17 protein-coding genes are annotated in these 24,444 nt (G+C 37.6%); 14 read left to right on the forward strand and 3 right to left on the reverse strand.

Going from position 1 to position 24,444, the window contains the following annotated elements:
- Positions 1-87 precede the first annotated feature (87 nt).
- Positions 88-234: a HEPN domain-containing protein gene (locus HPY74_05780; protein NSW90178.1), complete on the forward strand. Its 147-nt coding sequence runs from the start codon at positions 88-90 to the stop codon at positions 232-234.
- Positions 235-553: 319 nt separating this feature from the next.
- Here HPY74_05780 and HPY74_05785 read toward each other — a convergent pair whose 3' ends face one another.
- Positions 554-1,429, reverse strand: coding sequence for an AraC family transcriptional regulator (locus HPY74_05785; GenBank protein NSW90179.1), 876 nt, complete (start codon positions 1,427-1,429; stop codon positions 554-556).
- A gap of 236 nt (positions 1,430-1,665) precedes the next feature.
- On the opposite strand from HPY74_05785, the gene HPY74_05790 reads away from it, so the two are divergent.
- From HPY74_05790 to HPY74_05815, 6 genes are all read left to right on the forward strand, one after another.
- Positions 1,666-2,955, forward strand: coding sequence for a diphosphate--fructose-6-phosphate 1-phosphotransferase (locus HPY74_05790; GenBank protein ID NSW90180.1), 1,290 nt, complete (start codon positions 1,666-1,668; stop codon positions 2,953-2,955).
- Positions 2,956-2,982: 27 nt separating this feature from the next.
- The gene (locus HPY74_05795) at positions 2,983-3,873 is read left to right on the forward strand and encodes an HAD hydrolase-like protein (protein ID NSW90181.1); all 891 of its coding nucleotides are present in this window, start codon (positions 2,983-2,985) and stop codon (positions 3,871-3,873) included.
- 127 nt (positions 3,874-4,000) lie between these two features.
- Positions 4,001-5,452 carry a decarboxylating NADP(+)-dependent phosphogluconate dehydrogenase gene (gene gnd, locus HPY74_05800; protein NSW90182.1) on the forward strand — a complete coding sequence of 484 codons (1,452 nt, stop codon included), beginning with the start codon at positions 4,001-4,003 and terminating at the stop codon, positions 5,450-5,452.
- A 54-nt stretch (positions 5,453-5,506) separates the two neighbouring features.
- On the forward strand, positions 5,507-6,784 hold the full coding sequence (locus tag HPY74_05805) for a DUF2088 domain-containing protein (protein ID NSW90183.1): 1,278 nt from the start codon (positions 5,507-5,509) through the stop codon (positions 6,782-6,784).
- A gap of 30 nt (positions 6,785-6,814) precedes the next feature.
- A complete protein-coding gene (locus tag HPY74_05810; GenBank protein ID NSW90184.1) occupies positions 6,815-7,330 on the forward strand; it encodes a hypothetical protein in 516 nt (171 codons plus the stop codon).
- Complete coding sequence (locus HPY74_05815) at positions 7,296-7,934, forward strand: hypothetical protein (protein NSW90185.1); 639 nt, start codon at positions 7,296-7,298, stop codon at positions 7,932-7,934. Before HPY74_05810 ends, HPY74_05815 begins: the two co-directional genes overlap by 35 nt.
- On the opposite strand, the gene HPY74_05820 is transcribed toward HPY74_05815, so the two are convergent.
- Positions 7,931-8,452 (reverse strand): prepilin peptidase, encoded by a 522-nt coding sequence (locus HPY74_05820; protein NSW90186.1) that lies wholly within the window; start codon positions 8,450-8,452, stop codon positions 7,931-7,933. The two genes, HPY74_05815 and HPY74_05820, sit on opposite strands and share 4 nt — an antisense overlap.
- Positions 8,453-8,704: 252 nt before the next feature.
- Between HPY74_05820 and HPY74_05825 the strand changes: the two genes are divergently transcribed.
- The 7 genes from HPY74_05825 (at position 8,705) to HPY74_05855 (ending at position 23,097) form a co-directional block, all read left to right on the forward strand.
- Complete coding sequence (locus HPY74_05825; protein ID NSW90187.1) at positions 8,705-9,505, forward strand: DeoR/GlpR transcriptional regulator; 801 nt, start codon at positions 8,705-8,707, stop codon at positions 9,503-9,505.
- Positions 9,506-9,690: 185 nt separating this feature from the next.
- A complete protein-coding gene (locus HPY74_05830) occupies positions 9,691-14,559 on the forward strand; it encodes an S-layer homology domain-containing protein (GenBank protein ID NSW90188.1) in 4,869 nt (1,622 codons plus the stop codon).
- 81 nt (positions 14,560-14,640) lie between these two features.
- Positions 14,641-18,609 (forward strand): fibronectin type III domain-containing protein, encoded by a 3,969-nt coding sequence (locus HPY74_05835; GenBank protein ID NSW90189.1) that lies wholly within the window; start codon positions 14,641-14,643, stop codon positions 18,607-18,609.
- A gap of 213 nt (positions 18,610-18,822) precedes the next feature.
- Positions 18,823-19,605 (forward strand): YwmB family TATA-box binding protein, encoded by a 783-nt coding sequence (locus HPY74_05840; GenBank protein NSW90190.1) that lies wholly within the window; start codon positions 18,823-18,825, stop codon positions 19,603-19,605.
- 48 nt (positions 19,606-19,653) lie between these two features.
- Positions 19,654-20,913 (forward strand): UDP-N-acetylglucosamine 1-carboxyvinyltransferase, encoded by a 1,260-nt coding sequence (gene murA / locus HPY74_05845; GenBank protein ID NSW90191.1) that lies wholly within the window; start codon positions 19,654-19,656, stop codon positions 20,911-20,913.
- A 111-nt stretch (positions 20,914-21,024) separates the two neighbouring features.
- Positions 21,025-22,107 carry a stage II sporulation protein D gene (gene spoIID / locus HPY74_05850; protein NSW90192.1) on the forward strand — a complete coding sequence of 361 codons (1,083 nt, stop codon included), beginning with the start codon at positions 21,025-21,027 and terminating at the stop codon, positions 22,105-22,107.
- Positions 22,108-22,179: 72 nt separating this feature from the next.
- Positions 22,180-23,097 carry a M23 family metallopeptidase gene (locus tag HPY74_05855; GenBank protein ID NSW90193.1) on the forward strand — a complete coding sequence of 306 codons (918 nt, stop codon included), beginning with the start codon at positions 22,180-22,182 and terminating at the stop codon, positions 23,095-23,097.
- Between the two features lie 82 nt (positions 23,098-23,179).
- Here the strand turns inward: HPY74_05855 and HPY74_05860 are convergent, their stop codons facing one another.
- A complete protein-coding gene (locus HPY74_05860; GenBank protein ID NSW90194.1) occupies positions 23,180-24,208 on the reverse strand; it encodes a rod shape-determining protein in 1,029 nt (342 codons plus the stop codon).
- Positions 24,209-24,444 lie beyond the last annotated feature (236 nt).

Below are 24,444 nucleotides of genomic sequence, written 5' to 3' on the forward strand. Positions count from 1 at the left end.
GACCTGTTGCACGGTCGTAATACCTCGTCCTTAGATAAGCTCAATTATTATTATAACAATAAGTATAATATATGTGGAGGTGTTTTTATGTGCCAACAGTCCTCTGAAAAATACATAAAGGGATTACTAGTATTACTGCAAATAAACTTTAAAAAGTCACATAATTTGACTTATCTTTTAGAATTACTAAATCAAGACATTCCTGATGATATAAAGAATAATTTTCTTGCTTAATGTTTTACAGCTCCTATTCCTGCTCCTACACCTGCTGTTATAAGGTTTATTGCTAAGAGAAATGATCAAATTTAAACGGTTTAACTGGCCAGACTGAAATGAATAAGGTGGTCAAATTAAGCTAGTTTTGTATGGTCAAATTCAAGAATAATAACAGGAATAATAAAAAAAAGGTTAGTCTTTAAGACTAACCGTTGTAAAGGGGGTCAAAATGTATTTTGTGAGGTCATTATTTATTATTGACCGATATTCACATTTTATACACCTATTTGCAAAATTTTATAAAAGTAAAAATGTTGCGTTGTTTTGAAACAGGAATCTAATGTAGGGATTTATAATATGTTTTAGGAGGTACTCCATATGCATTTTTAAATGCCCTTATAAAATTGGAGTAGTCCCCGAAACCACAACGGCCATATACTTCTGTTACAGAAATGCCTTCTTTTAAAAGAGATTTAGCCATAATAAGCCTTTTCTGGCGGACATAATTATGGATTGTATAACCTGTGTATTTTTTAAACTCCCGGAGCAAATGGTATTTGCTGAGGTAGAATTTTTGTGCTAATGTGTCCAGGGACAGGTCTAAGTTCAAATTTTTATTTATATAGTTAATGATGCTGTTTATTTTTTCGTCATATTCCACATCCTCTTCAACCTTGTCGCCAAAAGATTCAAGGAAGGCTTTGTTAATATAAATTATGAATTCCATAAGATAGAGGTCTTTCAATATATTGCTTCCGTAGCTCATGCTGTTACAGGCATTTTCAAACTTGGACAAAATATTTCTGATTTTACCTAACAGTTCCGGATCTGCCCTTAAAAGGTTGGTTTTCCCAGGGAATGAATATTCAAAACATAAAGAAAGGTTTGTATTTTCGACGCTTTGTCTTTTAAGAAAATTCGGGTTAATCCATAATACTATCCTTTCATATATTTCTCCTTGTTCAACTATTGGTTTGTGAAGCTCATTATTATGTATAAGAAGAATATCTCCGGGTTTTAACCTGTAGGATTTTCCTTCTATCATGTAAGTTACCCTGCCTGATACAAAAAGGTATATTTCATAGAAATCATGGTTATGGTATTCTATATCGGTGGATGACCTGTCAATGTAATGAAAATATTCATAATCAGGAGTTATCATGTATTGCCTTGACGTGAAATCATTAAAAAACGTATGCATATTATTTTTCAAACTAATATCACCTGCCACAGATATTATTTTGTTTTTTATAGAAGTTGGTTACTCTAAATAATAAAGCTATTATACAGCAATAATTGCAATAATACAAGCAATATATGCAAAGAAAGTTGCAAATATATTGGGATATAATATAATTAGTTAATAATATGATTTGAACACAACTAAAAAGATAATAATAAAAAAAACCAATACAAAAAACAGGATTACCAGGCGAAAGGAGAGATATTATGCCAAGACCTAAAAATGTAATTGTTGCCCAGTCGGGAGGGCCCACTCCTGTTATAAATAATTCTCTAAGGGGAGTAATTGATACCTGCAAGGAATATGGGAAAATATTCGGCACTGTCTATGCTGGCTGGCACGGTGTTGAAGGAATTCTCAAGGAAGAGCTCCTTAACTTAAGCAGCCAGGATGAAGAAGAAATAGCTCTTTTGAGGACGACTCCCACAGCTGGTTCTATCGGTACCTGCAGGTATAAATTGAAAAAGCAGCAGGAAGAAGACTTTGAAAGAATAATTGAAGTACTTAAGGCTCATGATGTAGGGTACCTTTTCTATATTGGCGGAAACGATTCTATGGATACGGCCAATAAAATAAGCAAGCTTGCCCACGAAAAGGGTTTGGATCTTGTTGCCATAGGAGTACCAAAGACCATTGACAACGATGTAGGGGATTCCGAATTTAAACTTATAGACCACACACCTGGTTACGGAAGCGTGGCACGTTATTGGGCCTCCATGATCCAGAATGCCAATGAAGAGAATGCAGGTTCATGCCCTTCGGATCCCGTCCTTGTATTGCAGGCAATGGGTAGAAAAATAGGGTTTATACCTGCTGCAGCAAGGCTTGCGGATCCAAATAGGGAACTCCCCCTGCAAATATATATGGTAGAATCAAAAGTTACTTTGGAAGAAATGGCCGAAAAGGTAAATGAGCAGCTGAAAGCTTCGGGAAGATGTATTGTTGTGGTAAGTGAAGGGTTCCCTGTAGGAGATATTGGAGAAACCAAGGATTCATTCGGGCATACCCAGTTTAGTGCAAGTCAGACTACGGTTGCCCAGGTGGTGGTCAACTACTTAAACAAGGTCGGGCTTAAAGTTAGGGGAACAGCAAGAGGGCAAGTACCAGGTACTGACCAGAGGGGATGTATTAATATGGCTTCGCCTGTTGACCTTGATGAGGCGTATAAGCTGGGGCAAAAAGCCGTACAGATAGCTGTAGAAGACGGAAATGGTTATATGTCCACCATTTTGAGAAAACCCGGCCCTATATACAATGTTTATTTTGATAAAGTACCCCTGGAGCTGGTAGCCAATTCGGAACGTACGTTCCCGGAATCCTGGATTGCCTCAAATCGTATCGATGTTACCGATGAGTTTATTAAGTATGCAAAACCATTGATTGGCGAAGATTGGGTAAGCATACCCATGGTAGGTGGAAGAATGCGCTTTGCCAGGTTAAAACCGATATTTGCGGAAAAGAAGCTAAAACCTTATGTGCCGCAAGCATATAGGTAATAAAAAAATCTAAGGAGGCGAAATGTAATGACCAATGTTGCGCAACCCCTTATAGAAATGAAGAAGGAAAAAGGCTTTTTGATTTGTATCGATTCTGACGGATGTGCTTTTGACACCATGGAAGTAAAGCATAAGGAGTGCTTTATTCCCAATATAATTAACGAGTGGGATTTGCAGGCTATTTCAAAATATGCAAGAGAGGCTGCGGAGTTTGTAAACCTTTATTCAAAGTGGAGAGGTATAAATCGTTTTCCGGCTTTGATCAATGTTATGGACCTTTTGGCCGACAGAGAAGAAGTAAAAAAACGTGGATTTAAAGTGCCTGATTTAGGGCCTTTACGCAAGTGGATTGAGAAGGAAACAAAACTTGGGAATCCTGCACTTGAAGCTGTAGTTAAAGAAACGAAGGACCCTATTCTTGCAAAAACCTTGAAATGGTCTATCGCAGTAAATGATACGGTGGCTAAAATTGTAAGAGGTGTACCTCCTTTTCCATTCGTACGTGAAAGCCTGGAAAAAATGCTTGAGTTTGCGGATGTTATTGTAGTTTCGGCAACACCTGGGGAGGCTCTGGTAAGAGAATGGGAAGAGCATGATATTGCAAAGTATGTAAAGGTTATAGCCGGCCAGGAAATGGGCACCAAGGCAGAATGTATCGGTTTTGCAAAGGATAAACGTTATGAAGATAATAAAGTGCTCATGGTTGGTGACGCACCCGGAGATTTAAAAGCAGCAAGGGTTAATAACGCTCTTTTCTATCCAATTAACCCCGGAAATGAAGACGATTCCTGGGAACGCTTCTATAAAGAGGCTTTTGACAAGTTTATTAAGGGTGAGTATGCAGGAGCATATGAAGAAAAATTGATTGCGGAGTTTGATAAATATTTGCCGTCAACACCGCCCTGGAAGAAAAAATAGGGTTTTAGTCCAGTAAAAAATCGGTAATCATACGGTAAGGCAAGCTTGAAATTAAGGTGGACATGTAAAAATTTAAATTGGGAAAGAAAAAGTAATTTAGAAATAAAAATCGAGTAGGAGGGTAATTATGAGTAAAGCGGATATTGGACTTATAGGTCTTGCAGTTATGGGTGAAAACCTTGTTCTGAATATGGAGAGCAAAGGTTTTACAGTTGCGGTTTTCAACCGTACCGTTGATAAAGTAAAAAGTTTTGTTGAAGGCAGGGGTAAAGGTAAAAACATAATTGAGACTTATTCACTGGAAGAGCTTGTTGGAGCTCTGAAAAAGCCACGTAAAATCATGCTGATGGTAAAGGCTGGGAAACCAGTGGACGATTTTATTGAAATGCTAGTTCCCCTTCTGGAGAAGGGAGATATAATAATCGATGGGGGGAATTCGCATTTCCCTGATACCATACGCCGTACTAAATATGTTGAGGAGAAAGGGCTTCTTTATATCGGGACAGGGGTTTCCGGAGGCGAAGAAGGAGCACTTTTGGGCCCAAGCTTAATGCCCGGAGGTTCTCCTGAAGCTTGGCCTCATGTTAAACCAATCTTCCAGGCAATAGCAGCAAAAGTTGAAGATGGTTCTCCGTGTTGTGATTGGGTAGGGGAAAATGGGGCAGGACATTTTGTAAAAATGGTGCATAATGGAATTGAATACGGCGACATGCAGCTTATATGTGAAGCTTACCATTTAATGAAAGATGTTCTTGGAATGTCTGCGGATGAAATGCATGAAGTCTTCAAAGAGTGGAATGAGGGAGAGCTGAACAGCTATCTTATTGAAATTACCCGGGATATACTTGCATACAAGGATGAAGACGGACTTCCCCTGGTAGATAAAATTCTCGATACTGCAGGGCAGAAAGGTACAGGTAAATGGACAGCGATTGCAGCTCTGGATGAAGGCATTCCATTAACACTGATAGGAGAAGCGGTATTTTCAAGGTGCCTTTCAGCCATGAAAGAAGAGAGAGTTAAAGCATCAAAAGTCCTCTCCGGACCTGCACCGGGGTTTGAAGGGGATAAAAAGGCATTTATAGAAGATATAAGGAGAGCTCTCTATGCATCAAAAATAGTTTCATATGCTCAAGGCTTCACACTTATGCGCGCTGCTGCCCAAACTTACGGTTGGCACCTTAACTATGGCGGGATTGCCCTTATGTGGCGCGGCGGCTGTATAATCAGGTCGGTATTTCTTGGTAAAATTAAAGAGGCTTTTGAAAAGAATTATGAATTGCCAAACCTTTTATTGGATCCATTCTTCAAAGAAAAGGTTATATCCTCCCAGGACAGCTGGAGAAAAGTAGTATCAACAGCAGTTGTCAATGGAATTCCGGTGCCTGCATTTGCTTCCGCTCTTTCATACTATGACGGTTATAGAAGTGAAAGGCTGCCTGCAAACCTGTTACAAGCACAGAGAGATTACTTCGGTGCCCATACCTATGAGCGCATAGACAGGCCGCGTGGAGAATTCTTCCATACCAACTGGACAGGCCGCGGAGGTACAACTTCTGCGTCGACATATAATGTGTAATGTGTAAGGGTAGGTAAAATTTTCATTCTTATTTATTAAGGCAGAGGTGGAAAAATGGTGGAAATAATTATGAAGTCAAAAGCGTGCGAAGGCATAAACGATATTGAGTTAAAGAAAGCCCTTGAGTGTTCTATAGAGGCAAAAAGAGCAGGCTTGAAAAAAGTGTTGCTTATACCTCCCGATTTTACCAGGGGACATTCCGGTGCTGGTAAAATTACGGCAATGTACTTTGAAATGCTGAAAGACACCTGCCAGGTTGATATAATGCCTGCCCTGGGAACCCATGAGCCTATGACAAAACAGGAATGCCTGGAGATGTTTGGGGAAGGTATACCCATGGATCGCTTTATTGCCCACAACTGGAGGACAGATGTTGTGAAAATTGGGCAAGTGCCGAGAGAATTTGTTGAGGAAGTGTCTGAAGGACTTTTAAACGAACCTGTTGATATAGAGATTAATAAGCGTTTGTTGGATAAATCCTATGATTTAATAATATCCATAGGCCAGGTGGTACCCCACGAAGTTATTGGAATGGCCAACTACAGCAAAAATATTTTTGTAGGATGCGGTGGAAGCTCAACCATTAATAAATCCCACATGTTGGGTGCATTTTATGGAATGGAAAGGATTATGGGAAGGGACCATTCACCTGTAAGAAAGGTTTTTGATTATGCCGAAGAGAACTTTATAAAGGATATTCCCCTTATGTATGTTCTTACAGTAACTACTGCAAAAGAAAATAAAGTATTTATACATGGATTATTTATAGGAAGAGAAAGGCATATACTGGAAGAAGCCATCAAGTTAAGCCAGGAAAAGAACCTTACTTTCGTAGAAAAGCCTTTTAAGAAGGTTGTTGTATTCCTTGACGAGAAGGAATTTAAAAGCACATGGCTTGGCAATAAGGCTGTTTACAGGACAAGGATGGCAATTGCCGATGGCGGGGAACTTATTATACTTGCACCCGGTGTAAGGAAGTTTGGAGAAGATGATGAAAATGATGTACTCATCAGGAAATATGGGTACGTGGGAAGAGAAAAGGTTCTCCAGCTTGTTAAAGAAAATGAAGATCTGCAAAAGAACTTATCCGTTGCGGCACACCTTATCCATGGCTCATCGGACGGAAGGTTTTCAATTACATATGCAGTAGACAAATTAAGCAGGGAAGAAGTGGAAGGCGTTAATTTTAAATACATGCCCCTGGAAGAGGCCTATAAAAAGTATAACCCTAAAAAATTGAAAGATGGTTACAATACACTGGATAATGGAGAAGAGATATTCTATATCAGTAACCCTGCTTTAGGGCTGTGGGCTGATAAGAGTAAGTTCTAAGTTTGTGAAATGTATTAAAGGAGTACGGCGATGCTAAATAAGCTTAAAGAAGATTTTCTTAATCCGGCTTCCGAGTTTACTCCAATTCCCTTTTGGTTTTGGAATGACTGCCTTGATAAGGATGAAATAATACGGCAAATTAATGGCTTCAAAGAAAAAGGGGTTGATGGATTTGTAATACATCCAAGGATAGGGATTCCTGAGGCTATTGAATATCTGTCGGATACATACATGGAGTATGTTGAAACTGCTGTTGAAGAAGCATCAAGATTGAAGATGACGGTATTTTTATACGATGAGGCCATGTATCCCTCGGGGTCTGCCCATGGAAAGGTGGTGGAAGGCAACCCTGAATATGCAAGCCGTGGGTTAAAAATGATTGAATATCCATGTAAAGGTGAGACAGAAATTAATGTGAAACTTGAAAAGGGAGAGAGTTTGGTATCGGCACAGGCTGTTATAAAGATATCTGAAAGAGAAATAAACCCTGATAGTATAAGGAAATTGGGTTTTGACAATGGTAAAATCAAATTTATCCCTTACTAAACTGGTAGAACTCCTGGACAGATTTATTAAACGTGACGTTGTTTTAATTCCTTCAAATGACGATTTAAGGGTTAGCCATGTGGTCAAAGGTGGGGTGCATTTTTATCTATTGGTAAATGAAGGGGAGGAAAGTATAAAGGGTGAATTAAAGACAAACGTAATAGGGAGAGTTGAGAAGTGGGACGCATGGAATGGAAAATGTGAGGAAATTGTAGTGCATGGGGAAACTGTAGCGAGTGAGGCAAGAATTCCCTTACTTCTCCAAAGAAGAGAAAGTGCAATACTTTGTATTGATACATCACGGCCACCTAATATAGAGACTTCCAACATCGTTCGAAGGGAAACAATGAGGCGGATAAAAGAATTAAAACCGGATAATGAATGGGACATAAGAATTGATGAACATAAAGTTGATGGAAGCTTTATGTATAAATCATGGACCCAGTGGCCTGGAATGGAAGATTACTGGGGGACGGTTAGTTACAAGAATGAGTTTGTAATAGATGCAGATGAAATGGAAAATATAACTTCAGTTGTACTAGATTTGGGTGAAGTATATGAAATAGCCCATATAATTGGTTTCTTTAAAATGTGCATATTTTAATAGTTCGTTAAATAAGCAGTAATTGAACCACAAACAACTGCAAGAGCAAATGGAAACCCGTTTATGTCATCTTTATTTTCAAAACTTATGTATGGCTGAAATGAAAGGGTTAAGAAACAGTGTTTCAAGTACTGAAAAAAGTATACAAAACGTTGTTTGAAGTTTTTCCTTGACAGCATTAGGAACAGTGCAATCACACCTCCTTCCAGGAATGAAAATGCCATACTGTATAAAATAAACCTATTGCCCATTACGGCACCTATGGCGGAGAAGAGTTTTATATCTCCGGCTCCTAACATTCTCAAGGCATATAAAGGAGTAAGGAATATTATGGGTATTAATATCCCCATGATAGAGGTAAAAAGGCCGTTAATTCCATTCAGATATATGTTTGTAACGGTTCCCATAAATATAAATGGCAGAGTGACGGCATTTTTTATTTTATATGTTTTTATGTCGCTCAAAAGAGCAAGGCCAAGTAACAGGACAGTTTCTATTAACCTTATATATAACCTCATGTAATTACCCACAAACAACTATACCTTAATAAAACATAATAATTATAATAATATAGCAATAATACTAAATATTAACATAATTTCTATATTATATTATAACATAATCTGGATACAATTGTAAATATAATTGTTGGATCCTTTATTATAGGGTTTGACAAGCAAAACAAAACTTAATAAAATAATAACGAAAGCAAAACGAAATAATAAACAATGCATATAAACTTTATTATTAATTATGCGAGGTAAATGTTTATGGATGAGAAAAAATTAGATGAGGGGAAATTGGTGGAATACGGCACTGAAGAACGAAGAAACAAAATACTGGAAATACTTACCCAGCAAGGTAAAGTTAAAGTAAACCAATTAAGTAAGTTATTTGGAATTTCAGAGGTTACAATAAGGAATGACCTGACCAGGCTTGAAAGCATGGGACTGCTGGAACGGGTCCATGGCGGTGCGATAAGCAATTACAGGTCTTACTACAGGATGTCTGTTTCAGACAGAATGAAGGCCAATGCGGAAGAAAAGAAAAAAATCGCTGCTGCAGTTGCTTCCATGATTTCAGATGACGATACCCTGATGATTAGTTCGGGCACTACTACGCTTTATGTTTTGCAAGAACTAAAAGATGTGAAGAACCTTACAATTGTAACTAATGCCATTTACTATTCCCAAGAATCCACTCACTTGAAGGATTTTAATGTAATACTTCTCGGGGGGATTTTAAACCTCCGGGACCAGTTCACGTATGGTGATGATGTTATAAATCAGCTTAATCGGTACAAGGCAGATAAACTCATACTTTCTGTTGATGGGATAAATTCTGAAGATGGTATTTCTACTTACCAATACCTTGAATCGGAGATTAATAGGCAGATGATAGCCCGGGCTAAAAAAACCATAGTGGTTGCTGATTATACAAAGGTTGGAAGGACCAGCTTTGCACTAATATCTCCTTTGGAAAACGTGGATATGCTTGTAACAAACCAGAACGCCAATGAGGACGAAATTAGGGAAATAAGGGACAGGGGAGTTGAGGTAATACTGGCTTAGTGTATGATTGTAAAAGATACAGTTTAATTCCCTCCCGTGAGATTAATAAAAGAAAATTGACGGGTTTGGTATAAGCTATAAATTCTACTAAGAAAATTCCGATAACTATTTTATAAAGGATTATCATGCCCATACTACTTAGACTTTATGGCTATAAACTGTAAACTTTATATTGGGGGTTGGCGATGAAGGCGCTTAATAAAACGCTGGTTTTCGTGCTGGTTATTAGCTTTATATTTGCATTTTATTTTCCTTTACCGGAAGGTATTTTTGCAGCATCTATGTCAATAAATATTTATGTGGAAAATTACAAGGACGGCACCCTGAATATCAAGTGGGATGCTTTGCCTCAAGCTGAGACGGTTAGGATTTCCTACCATTCTCCTCTTTCTTTAAACCCGGATAAGCTTGAAACTTTTGTATTGCCACATGTAAGTAATGAGGCTGAAATTACGGGACTTATTAATGATGTAATTTACGATATTGACTTAATAGTGTACAATAACATGGGAATTGAAATAGGGAGGGGATTTTTATATTTTCTTCCTGGCATAACTTTTCAGGCAAAGATTCTTAACCAAACTTACAGGGATATTGAGGGGGGAGGCCGGGAAATTGGCATAGATCCCGGTGTGAACCTTAAATGGGCAGTGCCCAAGGTTTGGGATGGGGATAAGTTTGATTTTTCCCATAATGCCCTTTCATATATGGAGGAACAGATAGAGAACGTCTACAATGACGGAAGAGAAATAAGTAAACTGAATTACAGGATAAACATTTCTACTGATTCATCAAAGTTAGATGGCAGCTCCTTGCAGGCTGCGGTAATTATTGATTATGACTGTGATAATGAAGAATATTTGGCTTATGTATCCGGAAATGAGTTGTTGAAGTCAAAAGTCCGCTGCATGGATGCAAACGGATTTATGAATTTTGACCTGATTGGAAGAAAGGATAATGAAGCCGAGCTACCCCAACCCCTTGAATACCAACTGCCCCATGCAGGAATTTTGCCCGGAACTGTGTACTATATGAATATAAAACCTGTGTTCCAGGACAGCAATAACTCTCCTGTTAGAGTTGTTACTGTGGGAGCTCCGGAGGCAATGAACGGAAGCCCTCTTTTAGGGCCTGTTTCATACGTGTTTACCCCTACAAGGTTTCAAATTACAAAGGACGACATGAATAATATCTACATTAAAATTTACAGAATAAATCAAGGAAGCCTTGATTTACCTAGGCTCTATTATGAAGTACAGTCAATTGATGATCCCACGGTATCGGGCGATTGGGTGGTGAAAAGGAGAATTGACGATACATATTTCAGTGGAGGTATTGCTGTTACTGTGATATCGGGTGTAAACCCGGATAATGAATTTTTCTATAAAATTGTTGTGAAATCCGATAATGTAGATGACAGGCTTGAATCTTCCAAAATGCCCTATACGTTGGTTAAAGACAAAAGCAGGCCGCCTGTACCTGTCAATATAAGTATAATAGAAAGATTATATTCTCCTGGAATGGTTATTTATCCCGTAACGGGGGAGGAGGTACTTGTCAAGTCTACAGATGTAACTATATGTTGGGATAAGCCTGAAGACTGGGAATTAATAAAAGATGACTTATATTTCCATATAATGTTAAGCACCAATCAGACTGACCTGGACAAGGATGTAGAACTTTATGCTGATGGTATTAACTGGGGAAGCTATCGTGTGAAATACCGGCTTGTGAAGTATATAAGCGCAAAATCGCCCAACATTAAAGAAATTGGGAGCAGGCTTTCCTATACTATTAAAGGATTTGAGCTTTTTAGAGGTGAAGGTGATGATGGAGTAGCTGATGAGTTAATAGACAATCCTGACAATTATCCCCATTTTCTTCTACCAAACAGGGTTTACTATATACAAATGTATACCACAAGAGCTGTTGATGCTGGGGCTCAAGAACCTTCAAAAACATCGGACAAGTCACTGGTTAAAAGCTTTACTACTCTTTCGGGAATAGAAAGGGATGTACCTTCACCTGCAAATGTAAAGGTTAACAAAAATGAAATAGACAAAGATACAAAACAAAATGTAATTGAGCTTCAATTTGATAAGGTAAATATTGATTGGAACCTATACACTGATAATTCCGATACGGAAAAGGCAGTATATTATGATTTATACATGAGTACGAGGACAGAAGCCGATTCCTTTATATGTATTGGGACTACGCAGTACCTCGATAGGGATGTAATATTTAGAGGGATAGATGACCCAGGAAGCAGTTATATCAGGGCAACTGTAAGCAGTTTCAGAAAAGATGTTAATAAATATATTCCGGATAATGACAGTGACTATATTGACCCTTATGAAGTATTTGGGGCAGGTTTAAGGCCTAATACAGTATATTATTTTGTTTTAAGAACGAGATTAGCTATTGAGGGACAACCGCGGGACAGGGAATCTTCACCTACGCCTGTATTGGCAGTAACTACTCCGAGAACTGACATAAGTGAACCGGATGAGACTGCCAGAAGACCGCTGGCTCCTTCTGACTTTAGCATTGCCTTGGATAAGGAAGGAAATCCTGAAGTTTCAGGGTCAAGAGTAACCTTCAGCTGGACTTTATTAGAACAGGGAGTATCATACAGGCTGATATGCACTTCGGAAAGGGTTGAGCCGGATGCAGACTCATCGGCATATGAAAATGACCCGGTTTATAGGAGTTTCATTGCCCATTTTGGAAATAAGGACAGTGATGGGGATAAAAACACATATACTTTAAATCCCGAAAAAGATTTAAAGGAGGGTGTGTTTGAATATGACAATATAACAAAAACATATAAACTTACCATTGATGAGTGGCTTTTCCCCAATAGCCTCTATTATTTCAGCATTAAAGCGCAAATAGAGGGAAAAGAAAGTGTATGGGTGTCTATACCGGTAACAACCGCCATTATTGAAATGCCTGATTTACTTGAACCAATATATGACTCTGAAATAGGGTTTTTCTGGTATGAATATAACAGCAACATAAAGGCAGAAGATTATAAAATCTATTTAAAAGGGCCGAAAGATAATGACTATAAACAGGTAAATAAATCCGACATTATATTGATAAAGGATGGTATGGTGTTTTATGCAAGGATAAGAAATCTTGAGCCTGATTCAGCGTATAGTATAAAGGTTTATAGAGGTGAAAATAACTCCATCCTCACATATGAGAAGGAAAACATATACACAAGGCAGGCCTGTTATGAGATTGAAGTAAAATGGAGAGGGACGGAAGGGTATGAGTATGAAATTGCGGTAAGAACAGAGGATGATGAAGATTATATTACAGTCAATGATGCTGGGCTTGAGCATTTTAAAGATAGGTACGAACGCACCCTACCCTATTATGTTGAAAAAACCTCCCAAACAACCGGAACTGATAAAAGCTTCTATTATGCAAGAATAAAGTCCATACCCCGTACATCTTCTAACGGGCAGGTAATACAGTCCCCACTTGAGCCAAATACTAAATATTATGTTAAGGTAAGGGCTTTAAAGGTCGACCCGTTAGATAATACCCTGGTGGCATATTCAAAGTATATAGGGCCTGTGTTTTTACGTACGGAATTTAGCCAGGGAGATTATGACAGGAAGGAAGAAGAAGAAAAGAGAAGGGCTGTTTTCGAAGATAAAATAGAAGAATTCGAGAACGCCTTATATTGGGAGATTAACACGTGGAATAGTTCCGAGTATGTAGTTTTGTTGAAAGGAGACAGAATTGCCAATTATATTGCCAATAGCAGAGATTCTTCTGTTTTACTGGACTTAGGGGACATGCCTTATGGTGTAAATACCAATATAATGTATGTCCCCGAAAATGTAGTCAATGTGCTGAAACAGGAGAATAAAGAGCTTAAAATAAATATTGCGGGAATTAGTTGCAGTTTCAGACCGGGAACTTTATATGTCCTGGAAACTATGGAAGTCAAAAAGCTTAAAGATAACCAGGGAGTAAAGGAGACTTTTATTGAGCTGAAAATCGCACTAAAAAACGGTCCCATAGCCGGCCTGCCTTCAAATACTAAGCCTGTATCCCCTGTTGTAGAATTTGGGATAAAGGCCTTTGGGACATCAAAGACTTATGACGAACTTAAAAATATGATTGAAAATAGGTTGTATAATTCTGAAACGGGCCTGGTTAAGGAAAAAACAACATTTATTGTAGATTATTACGGCCGGGCTATATCTGATGATAAAATTGAGGAATATATGGAGGGGTTGATAAGGCAAATGGAAAAAGAATTGTCTTTGTTTATACAAAACACTTTACAATGGATGAAAGTTAAAAATGCAGAAACAAACATAAATTCCTTTGGAAGCTCTTTAAGTATAAAACTTCCTGTAGATTATAACTCGCAGGGGTTAAATGTGCCCTATGTGAAATATATGGGTAATGAAAAATGGTCAAAAGTGTCACAAAATGTAAACCATTATGAAACGTTTGTAGCCTTTAACGTCGTAGCTCCGGGGGAATATGTTTTGCTTGGAGAAAAACAGGAATATAAAGATATCCCTGGAGACTATCCTGATAAAGGCCATATCCTGGACTTTATATCAAAGTATGATGTAGCAGGAATATTTAATTTGTCTGGCGGATACTTTTACCCTGAACGAAGCGTATCCGTAAAAGAAGCTGTGCTACTGTATGAGTTGGTAATGGGGAGGACAGGAGAAGGTACCGCGTTGGACATAAAAGAAAAGGTGAAAAGGTTGGGCTTAGAAGGCATAATAAATGCCGGTGCTCCTGCCAGGGATATAACAAGGCAGGAAACCGCCGGGTTAATAATGAAAATGTACTCTGTAAAAGCCGGGGTAGATTATGACCGGTTAAGACCGGTGAATTACGTTTTTATAGAGGATGAAGGAGATATAAATGATAAATACTATAAAGCAGTAGTAATTCTTGTTGAAAATGGTATCATGAAACTTGACGACAGAAGGTGTTTTGGACCTGGAAAACACATAACCCGTGGAGAAATGCTTGCAGCCATGGATAAGATTATTAATAATTAGATGCTTAAAATAAGAGGGGTACTTGTTATGATGAAATCCTTAATTCCTTCTAATACAATGAACACAACAAAAATAATAAAAATGGTAAGAATAGTTGGGATAAAAATAATAAGAATAATAGGCAACAGGAATCTGCGAGGACTTTTAGCTGCATTATTGGCTGCAAGTGTTATTCTGCTGCCTTTTTCCCAGTTTCTGCGCTATAGTACTGTTTTTGCTCAAACCATACCCATGCAGCCCGCACCTGAAAAATTAAGGGTTGAAGCTATATACAATACTCCGCCGGATGTTCAGCCTCCTATAGGTTATAATGAGTTTGACGGGTATTATGCAGATCTTAAATGGGACCCTTTAAAGAATCCTGAACCAAATATCGCACAGAGCAAATATATGAACTTTTACCTCCAGGAGGTTGCTAAACCTTATAAGCCTACTATACCCATTGTACTCAAAGAAGCAAATATACCGGCAAATCCTGGGTCTGCCACTACCTTGAGGATGAAGGGCCTTTCCTCGGGAACCGTATATTATACCTATGCTACAGCTTGGTACACATATGTGCAAAATGAAACCTCCCTTAAAAGCCCCGAATCAGTCCCTTCGAACATGGTCAAATTTCTTACCGATATCCAATTGGAAGCTTATTCATATGGTATAAGGCAAATCAAAATTATTTGGGACGATGTATGGGAATCCGGGCGGCGAATAGACTATAAATTGTATATTTCTGAAGACAGGAGTTTTACCAATACACCTCCAATATATATAAGGCAGTTTGATATTGGTCCTGGTAGACCAGTAAGCGTAAACGAAAATACCGGAAAATTGGAATATATTTATACTGTGAGAGACCCTGGAAGAGTCTATTATATAAAGATAATGCCAGATATAACCGACACTGAACTCAAACATTCTAAAGAGAGTAATGTGGTAGCGGTAAGCAGTTTTATCCTTGCCAAAACGACAAAGATGGCATCTACTGAAACTGGAACAATATGGAAAATAGAGTGGAGTCCGGTTGTTACAGGGCTGAATACAGGAGATGTTAAAATAACCTACCATATATATAGGGGAGTTCTTGATTCTAATGATATTCCACAATATGTAGCTGCAGTGGATGATACCATTTTTATTACTACTCTTTTACCTGAAGATGAAAATAACTATTATTTTATAATCAGGGCTTTTGTTACCAGGCAGGGAATAGATGTTTACCCTGGAATAAAAATTGAATCGGACAAAATTATTATACGGGAGACGGAAGTTCCCTACATTCCTGCTGCCCCCTTATTGGTAGATAAGTTTGAGGACAGGGATGGGAGAACTATAATAAGTTATATTGAAGAGTTAAAGCCTGATTTGGCAACCATACTTTGGAGAGTTCCCGAGACAGGAAAGGGGACGGTAGATATTGATATAAGCTACGATATATGGCTTATTAGTGATCCCAATATGATAGATTCTCCTCCTGAGAGCACAAAAATTGCTTCATCAATAAAAATGACTGACGCAAACAAGGTTATGGACGGAAGTAAACTGGTAGGATATAAATACAATATTTCTAACCTTACTCCAAATACAATATATTACTTTAAAATTACTGCTAAAAAATCTTTTATTGATTACGAAGGAGAACGGTTGGAAGAAATAACATTAAGCTCGGAACCGGTGGTTAAGGTTATAATAACACCGCCTGAAGACATTGCCTACCTCCCTCTTGTTCCCGGCAGGCCTCCGCTGAAACTTAAAAAACATCCGGGACAACCGGACAAATATATGATTACGGAAACTACAGCCGTAATACAGCTTAAGGATAAATGGTATGAAGAATATAATCACAGCACCGGGAAATGGGAGTACAGGGCACCTGAGGAATTGGGAGAAGAAATAATTGACCAGCTGGAGAAAGGTACCGGCAGCAATGATTACCGTATAGTCCAGTATGACAGTGGAATTTCTTTGGATGTAGGATGTGTGGAACACAAGGAAGGAATGTCTTACAGTGATATTGCGAAGATACCGGCAGATAAGGTTAAGGGTTTTCCTGCTGCCCCCAATGATCCTTATGAAGACCCACTACTAAACCCCGATAAGAAGAAGCATAATATTGACATTATTTTGACTGATCTTAAACCAAATACATCCTATATTGTATGGGTCAGGGCCGTAAGGACAGCATACGCCCTTGTTTCAGGACCTTCCGACCCCATAATTATTACTACAACCCCGGAACTTGTTGTACCTGTAGAAAAGCCTACAGTCCCATCGTTTAACTACTATCATGCCGGCGACAATTTTGTTGACCTGGGATGGGATTTTAGGGCAGGGTATTATTATAATATAAAATATGGCACAGAGGATAATATTAATTCTGCGAAAGGTTCTGCAGAAGTAAAACCGGAAGACTTGTTTTATGCTGCCTATTATAGAATAAAAGGTCTTGAACAGGAAAAGGTGTACTATTTCTGGATACAGGCTGTAGCTGTAGGAGCTGATGGGCAGAAGGTGCCTTCTGACTGGAGCGATTCTCTTGTTGTTAAAACATTACCGTATATACCTCCTGAAACACCACGCGGCTTTGGTGTAAAGAATACCAAAGATGCAGTAACAAAAGATAGTATTACATATGAATGGATTATGGAGGATGGAATTGAGTATATTATTGAAATAGCGGGTGATATAGATTATAACGGTTCCATAGAGTATAAAGCCGGTAAGGTATCTGAATTTACTGTGGAAGGTTTAAGGTCAAATTACAGGTACTATGCAAGGCTATATGCCTACGACCCTGAGAAAGACTTAAGGTCCCTTCCTACTCAAAGTGTTGTATGCAGGACCAGGAGGAGTCTTTTGGATTACGACTCTGATGAGTACGCAGAAGACGTAATAAAAGGAGACTACATTGTAAAAGAATATATTATAAAGGATAATACCTGGAATATAAGGATTGAAGGAATTAATGCAGATATGTTCATAGAAAACATGATGAATGATAATGTAGTTGATTATATACTAGATGTTACAGATACTCCTTACGGGACAAAACACATAGTTATATCAATTTCTGGCAGAGTTTTTGATGCAATGTATCAATTAAAAGAAAACCTAATAATACTAAATCCAGTAAACCAGATAGTTATGAGGCCTGGAGTTTTTGCAGGAACAAATATAAAACAATTTTACAATTCTAATTATGAAATAACAATTACATTAAAGGATGAAATAAATGGTGCAATTCCTGAAAGCAAACTAGGAGGTATTAAACTTAAAACAGATGTTACAGGACTTAAAATACGGATCAGGAATGGACAACTGTTTAACCCCATCTACAGGTTGGGTAATCCCTTACAGATTATATATTCTTATTCCGGACAGGAATGGAATATTCCCGGGGTTACTACAGGGTTAATCTATGATATGGTTTTACCCGGATGGGAAAAAACCGATACCATATCAGAATTTGATACAGATTTGGACAAAGGCCGCCTTATATTTGACATGCCTGTTACCGGTGGCATGGCTGTGGGGGACTATACAAAAGACAAATATGACGACATAAGTGCAAGCAGATACAGGACAGCCATTAATAATGTGGCTTCAGCCCATGAATTGAAAAGCATAAAAGGAAACCTTTTTTATATAGGTAAAGATCTTTCAGTAGCAGATGCAGTTAAGTTTATATTGGATGTAATGGACTACGATTATGGGAATAATTTCCTTAATGCTGCTTTAAGGGCGGGAATTATTAGTAAAACAGACCTGGATATGCCCGAGAAAGGCTGCACCAGGGAGAAAGCCTTGTTTATGGCAGCCCGGCTTTATGAGCTAAAAACGGGAGAAAAGGCGAAACCACGAGAAAATGGACCATATCCTTTTAAAGATATGGACAAAATTTCACCACATTTTCTTGATAAAGTAAAATTTGCAATCGAAAACGGGTTTATGTCATACAGAATCAGCGACATGTTAGAACCGGACAGCGTTATAATGAGAGGCGAGTTTATGGGAATTCTTGAGAAGGTGCTTGAGGCTGCCGGGGAATTGAATTAGATTTAGTGATTACTATTATTTATTATAAAAAATTTTGCTAGTAAGCTGGATTAAAATAACAAATCTTTTCTCATTCATGCTTTAAAAGGCATACACAGCCTGCATATTAAATTTTTTCAATGTATATGACCCTATTTTAAAGGCAATAATCATTACTGTACGCTTAAGTTTTTATCAAGCGTAAAATCAACATGCACTTTAAGGGGGATATGCATGAAAAAGGCTTTTTTTATTTTTATCTTAAGCCTGATTATTACTACATTAGTATTTACAATATACTATTTTAAAATGCATAATGATTTATGTTTGCCTGAAACAATGCTGCTTGAATTATTTAAAAACTCCGGCGCCAAATTTGTTAACAGCGAAATGAATTTCCAGGCAAAACTTAATAAGGAGTGTCAAAATGAAGAGTATTTGAATAGACTAATGGAGGATTTAACTAATAGTTTAGGGCTTGATAAGAATTTCGAAAGTGATTTGGATATTGTTGAAAATGACTTTATGCAAAAACTGGAAATAAATGGAGAAACAGAATATAAAGAAATTGTAAATATTTGTATTGAATTAATAAAAGGGCAGGGGGAGAACTTAGCGCAAAATAAATACACAGAAGGAATTGTTAATCTTTCTATAACTGAAACTGAAAGTTGCCCTTACAGCAGGCTTCAAGATATTCGAAAACATGTTGAAGCTGTTTTTACACGTTACAAAATAAAGCCTGAGGTTAACTGTACAATAATAGGCTGCTTTGAGGGCAAGTTGGACAATAAGGGTATGAATGAGGTATGTAAAAATGTGTTTAGTACAGTAGAAGCAAGAAAGGTAGGGGGATTTGCCGAGAAGAATTTAATCAATGTATCTGCTTATTCTCCTGCTATCGGCAGTTTTATTGAAGTTAATGGTAACAGGACCAATATCCATATAAATTTTAGGTATAGCTCATATGAAAAAAAGACTTTTGTATGGATTGGTATTCCTGTTATTATTAAGTAATTTGGGTATGAGAGATTAAAGTATGAGACGTTATGAGAGGTAAAGATAATGGCAAAATTTATGATACATGAAGCGACTGAGTTAAAAGGAAAAATTAAAATAAGCGGTGCAAAAAACTCTGCTCTTCCGATAATTGCAGCATCTCTCCTTACCGAAAAGCAGAGTGTTATCAAGGAAGTACCATCCTTGAATGATGTAAAGACCATGTGTAACCTTTTGAAGTTTTTAGGGGCGGAGATAGAGATATCCGGAAAAAATAATGTGCTAACTGTGTCGCCCGGTAATAATATTAATGGAATAGCACCCTATGAACTGGTAAATAAAATGAGAGCCTCATTTTTAATAACAGGTCCTCTTCTGGCAAGAATTGGTTATGCAAAGATACCTCTTCCCGGCGGATGTGCCATAGGTTTAAGACCTGTTGACCTTCACCTGAAAGGGTTTACTGCTATGGGAGCGGAAATTAACCAGGGCCATGGATACATTGAAGCTAAAACTAATGGAAGACTTAAAGGTGCAAAAATATACCTTGACTTTCCGAGTGTTGGGGCCACTGAAAACATTTTAATGGCAGCAGTGCTGGCAGAAGGACAGACTATTATAGAAAATGCGGCTATTGAGCCTGAAATAGTTGATTTAGCTACATATTTGATATCAATGGGTGCCGACATAAAAGGAGCGGGGACGGATACCATAAAAATAAACGGGGTAAAAAGTTTAAATGGGGTTAAACATTCAGTAATACCTGATAGAATTGAAGCAGGGACATTTATGGCTGCTGTGGCAATGACAGGAGGTGATGTGGTATTGGAAAATGTTGTTGCAGACCATTTAAAACCTATCAGTGCCAAACTGAGGGAAGTAGGAATAGAAATTTCTGAAGAATTATCAGTTATAAGGGTAAAATCAGAAGGAAAACTAAAGGCAGTAGATATAAAGACACATCCTTATCCCGGTTTTCCAACCGATATGCAGGCACAAATGACTTCCCTTATGACAAAAGCGGACGGCACAAGCATGATTGTTGAAACCATATTCGAGAATAGATTTATGCATATTCCCGAACTAAAAAGAATGGGAGCTAATATAAGGATTGAAGGAAGGAGTGCAGTAATAGAAGGTAAAAACAAATTAACGGGTACACAAGTGAAAGCTACCGATCTAAGGGCAGGAGCAGCTTTGATAATTGCCGGGCTTGCAGCAGAAGGGGTGACTGAAATTCATGATATTGAGCATATAGATAGGGGTTATGTGAAAATTGACGAAAAACTAAGAGGGCTTGGCGTAAATATTACGCGGGTTGAGTAAAAAAATGATAATCTTATATATTGCATAAAAAGGCATAGGAAGAATATATATTAATGTGTAAACCAAAAAAATTAAAGGGATATCTAACTACTAAACATAACCGGGGTTAAAATGAAAAAAATTGGTTACTTTTTAATTTTGATAATAGCAGTTATCATAATTCTTCCGATGCTTATTGTGAAAAGCTATAGTTTCAACACTACAGGGAAAAAGACAAGCAAAACAGGTAATGAAAATAGGGAGGGAAAACAAGGAGAAAGCCAGATAGGAGCAGGAGACCAAAGAGAAGAAGAAAAGGATAAAATTAAAATAAAGGTATACATAGAATCGGAAGATAAAGTAAAAGAAATGGAGCTGGAAGAGTATGTGATAGGCGTTGTGGCTGCAGAAATGCCTGCGGAATTTGCTTTTGAGGCGTTGAAAGCGCAGGCGGTTGCTGCAAGGACTTATGCTTACGGCAGATTAAAAGGGATTTACACAAGTAAAGACGATATGCATAGGGGTGCGGATATATGTACGGATTTTACCCATTGTCAGGCCTGGATTAGTAAAGAGGAAGCAATAAGAAAGTGGGATGTTGATTATGCAAATACTTACTGGGATAAAATTAAAAAGGCAGTGGAAGAGACGAAAGGAATAATAATATTATATAAGGGTGTTATAGCCAATCCTGTTTTTCATTCCAACAGTGGCGGAAAGACTGAGAATGCTGAAGAAGTATGGGATGTAGCACCTGTTGATTATTTAAAAAGTGTAATAAGTGAAGGAGAAGATGCTAGTCCTGTCTTTAAAACTGTTACAAAAATATCGTCAACAGAATTTTACGACACGTTAAAAGAAAATTATCCTGACATAAAGCTAAATAAAAATAATATTTTGGGAGACATAAAAATACTTGAATATACAGAAGGGGAAAGGGTAAAAAGGATTAAAGTAGGAAATATTGAAATGAAAGGGACAGACTTTAGGAAAATATTTTCTTTACGTTCTGCAAATTTTGAATTAAATAAAGACGAAAATGATATGATTGAAATAATAACTTATGGTAATGGGCATGGAGTTGGGATGAGCCAGTGGGGAGCCAATAATTTAGCAAAAAACGGCAAAAACTGGGAGGAAATCATTAAGTATTACTATATTGGAGTTGAATTAGATACAATAGATAATGTTGAAAATATTTTGGCAGGGTCATAAAATATTTTTCTCCCATATGTATATTGTTGCCATATACGGAAACAATATTATATGGAGGTGGAAATTGCGAATATGAAAAATATATTTTCTAATAAAAAACGACCAAATAAAGGCATTTTGGAGTTTCTAAATAGAAAGGGGTTTTACCTTGTCCTAATATTGGGCATATTTGTAGTTGGTGTTACAGCAATACTGCTTACAAAACCAAATTTAAAATTCTTTAATTTTATAACAAACACTGAAGATAATTTCATCCCCGAAGATTTTGAAGATTATTTGGATTATTTACCGGACGTTGGCGAAGAAGAGGATATTAATGAGAATGGAGGCGTTAACGAGGCAAATATAGGCAAAGAAGCAAATGTAGGTGTAAATACAGCTGAATATGGACAAAAACTTGCAATAGTAGATAATACTTTATCTGAGAAACCTAAATCGGATGTAAAAGATGTAGATGTAAAAGATGTAAAGGATGTAAATGATGTAACTGATGTAAAACCTAAAGAAGAGGAAAGTAGTATATTCCTGGCAAAAAATGATGAGAACAATGAGAATAATAAGGTTGCTGAAGTGGAAAAGCCGGATTTTATTATGCCTGTTTATGGAAACATAATTTACGACTTTGCTGTAGACAAACTTGTTTATTCTAAAACTCTGGAAGACTGGAGGACACATAAGGGAATTGATATTGCTGCAGCAAGGGGGACGGCGGTGAAGGCTTCCGCGGGTGGAATTGTATGTGAAATCAAAAATGATCCAAGATTGGGAAATACAATAGTTATTGACCATGATAACGGCTTTAAAACTGTGTATAGTAATCTGGCGTCCCTGGATATGGTCTTGCCCAATCAAATAGTGGCTCAAGGGGAAAGCATAGGTTCCGTAGGAGATACTGCAATCTTTGAAATTGCATTGGAACCCCATTTGCATTTTGAAGTTTTAAAACAAGATGTAGCGGTTGACCCCAAGCTCTATCTGCCCGGATACTAATTAGCTATAATGGAATGGATTAGAAGATCCATTTGGGATAGCTATAAAAGGGTAACCCGCAAAGGGATACCCTTTTGGCTTGTCATCGCTTTATCTTTGCTTCCGATGCATAACTGAATTCTATTTCTTCTATGCTGTCAAGGGCTTTGCCTGTACCAATGGCTACACATGAGACGGCATCTTCTGCAATTATCACATTAATACCGGTTTCTTTTTGTATCAGCTTGTCCAAACCATAGATTAGACAACCTCCGCCTGTCATTATAATACCTCTGTCACCGATATCAGCTGCTAATTCCGGGGGTGTTCTTTCAAGTACGGTATGTACAGCTTCAACGACAGCTGAAATAGGCTCCTCCAAAGCTTCCATAATTTCTGTTGATGTTACGGTTATGGTTTTGGGTAAACCTGTTATCAGGTTCCGGCCTCTGACATCCATGGTAACTTCCTGTACCCTAGGATAAACAGTGCCTATATTAATTTTTAATTCTTCAGCAGTACGTTCACCGATCATTATATTGTGTTTTTTTCGCATATACCTGACTATTGCTTCATCAAATTTGTCTCCGGCAATTTTTATTGAGGTACTTACAACAATTCCTCCAAGGGATATTACTGCAATATCTGTTGTTCCGCCTCCTATGTCAACTACCATACTGCCACAGGCTTTTGATATATCAATACCCGCACCTATTGCTGCTGCAATAGGTTCTTCAATAAGGTAAATTTTTCTTGCTCCTGCTTGGATGGCGGCGTCTATAACTGCTCTCCTTTCAACTTCAGTAACTCCGCTGGGAACACACACCATTAATCTCGGTTTAATTAATTTAAAAAGACGGTTGCCAAGCACCTTATTAAGAAAATACTTAAGCATTTTTTCCGTTATGTCATAATCGGATATTACGCCATCCCTTAAAGGCCTTATGGCAACAATATTCCCCGGTGTACGTCCAAGCATTCTGCGTGCTTCTTCACCTACCGCAAGAATTTTATTTGTGTTTTTATCAATTGCTACTACAGACGGTTCCCGTAATACAATTCCTTTTCCCTTTATATAAACAAGAATAGTTGCGGTACCAAGATCAATTCCAATATCCTGTCCGAAACCCAATAATAACAACTCCTTTGTCTCAGAATAATAAGCATTTTATAATAATAATATTATGCCAATATTAATATTATCATATAATTGAAAGATTGCAATAATTTTTAGATGCATTCAGAGCTGAAGCATGAAAATTTTATTCTTATCCATTAATAGTGGCTGCGTTAGTAATTTTATCCAATTATATAATAATATTACATAAATTTAACCATACGTTTAAGTCATCGGATAACACTATAACC

Source organism: Bacillota bacterium, assembly GCA_013314855.1.
Classification (GTDB): domain Bacteria; phylum Bacillota; class Clostridia; order Acetivibrionales; family DUMC01; genus Ch48.

What these genes read in the sequence shown, in the direction of transcription:
- HPY74_05855 (NSW90193.1), top strand. Translation starts at nt 22,180, where the DNA reads ATGAAAAATATATTTTCTAATAAAAAACGACCAAATAAAGGCATTTTG.
- spoIID (NSW90192.1), top strand. Translation starts at nt 21,025, where the DNA reads ATGAAAAAAATTGGTTACTTTTTAATTTTGATAATAGCAGTTATCATA.
- murA (NSW90191.1), top strand. Translation starts at nt 19,654, where the DNA reads ATGGCAAAATTTATGATACATGAAGCGACTGAGTTAAAAGGAAAAATT.
- gnd (NSW90182.1), top strand. Translation starts at nt 4,001, where the DNA reads ATGAGTAAAGCGGATATTGGACTTATAGGTCTTGCAGTTATGGGTGAA.
- HPY74_05780 (NSW90178.1), top strand. Translation starts at nt 88, where the DNA reads ATGTGCCAACAGTCCTCTGAAAAATACATAAAGGGATTACTAGTATTA.
- HPY74_05840 (NSW90190.1), top strand. Translation starts at nt 18,823, where the DNA reads ATGAAAAAGGCTTTTTTTATTTTTATCTTAAGCCTGATTATTACTACA.
- HPY74_05830 (NSW90188.1), top strand. Translation starts at nt 9,691, where the DNA reads ATGAAGGCGCTTAATAAAACGCTGGTTTTCGTGCTGGTTATTAGCTTT.
- HPY74_05820 (NSW90186.1), bottom strand. Translation starts at nt 8,452, where the DNA reads ATGAGGTTATATATAAGGTTAATAGAAACTGTCCTGTTACTTGGCCTT.
- HPY74_05790 (NSW90180.1), top strand. Translation starts at nt 1,666, where the DNA reads ATGCCAAGACCTAAAAATGTAATTGTTGCCCAGTCGGGAGGGCCCACT.
- HPY74_05825 (NSW90187.1), top strand. Translation starts at nt 8,705, where the DNA reads ATGGATGAGAAAAAATTAGATGAGGGGAAATTGGTGGAATACGGCACT.
- HPY74_05810 (NSW90184.1), top strand. Translation starts at nt 6,815, where the DNA reads ATGCTAAATAAGCTTAAAGAAGATTTTCTTAATCCGGCTTCCGAGTTT.
- HPY74_05805 (NSW90183.1), top strand. Translation starts at nt 5,507, where the DNA reads ATGGTGGAAATAATTATGAAGTCAAAAGCGTGCGAAGGCATAAACGAT.
- HPY74_05835 (NSW90189.1), top strand. Translation starts at nt 14,641, where the DNA reads ATGGTAAGAATAGTTGGGATAAAAATAATAAGAATAATAGGCAACAGG.
- HPY74_05795 (NSW90181.1), top strand. Translation starts at nt 2,983, where the DNA reads ATGACCAATGTTGCGCAACCCCTTATAGAAATGAAGAAGGAAAAAGGC.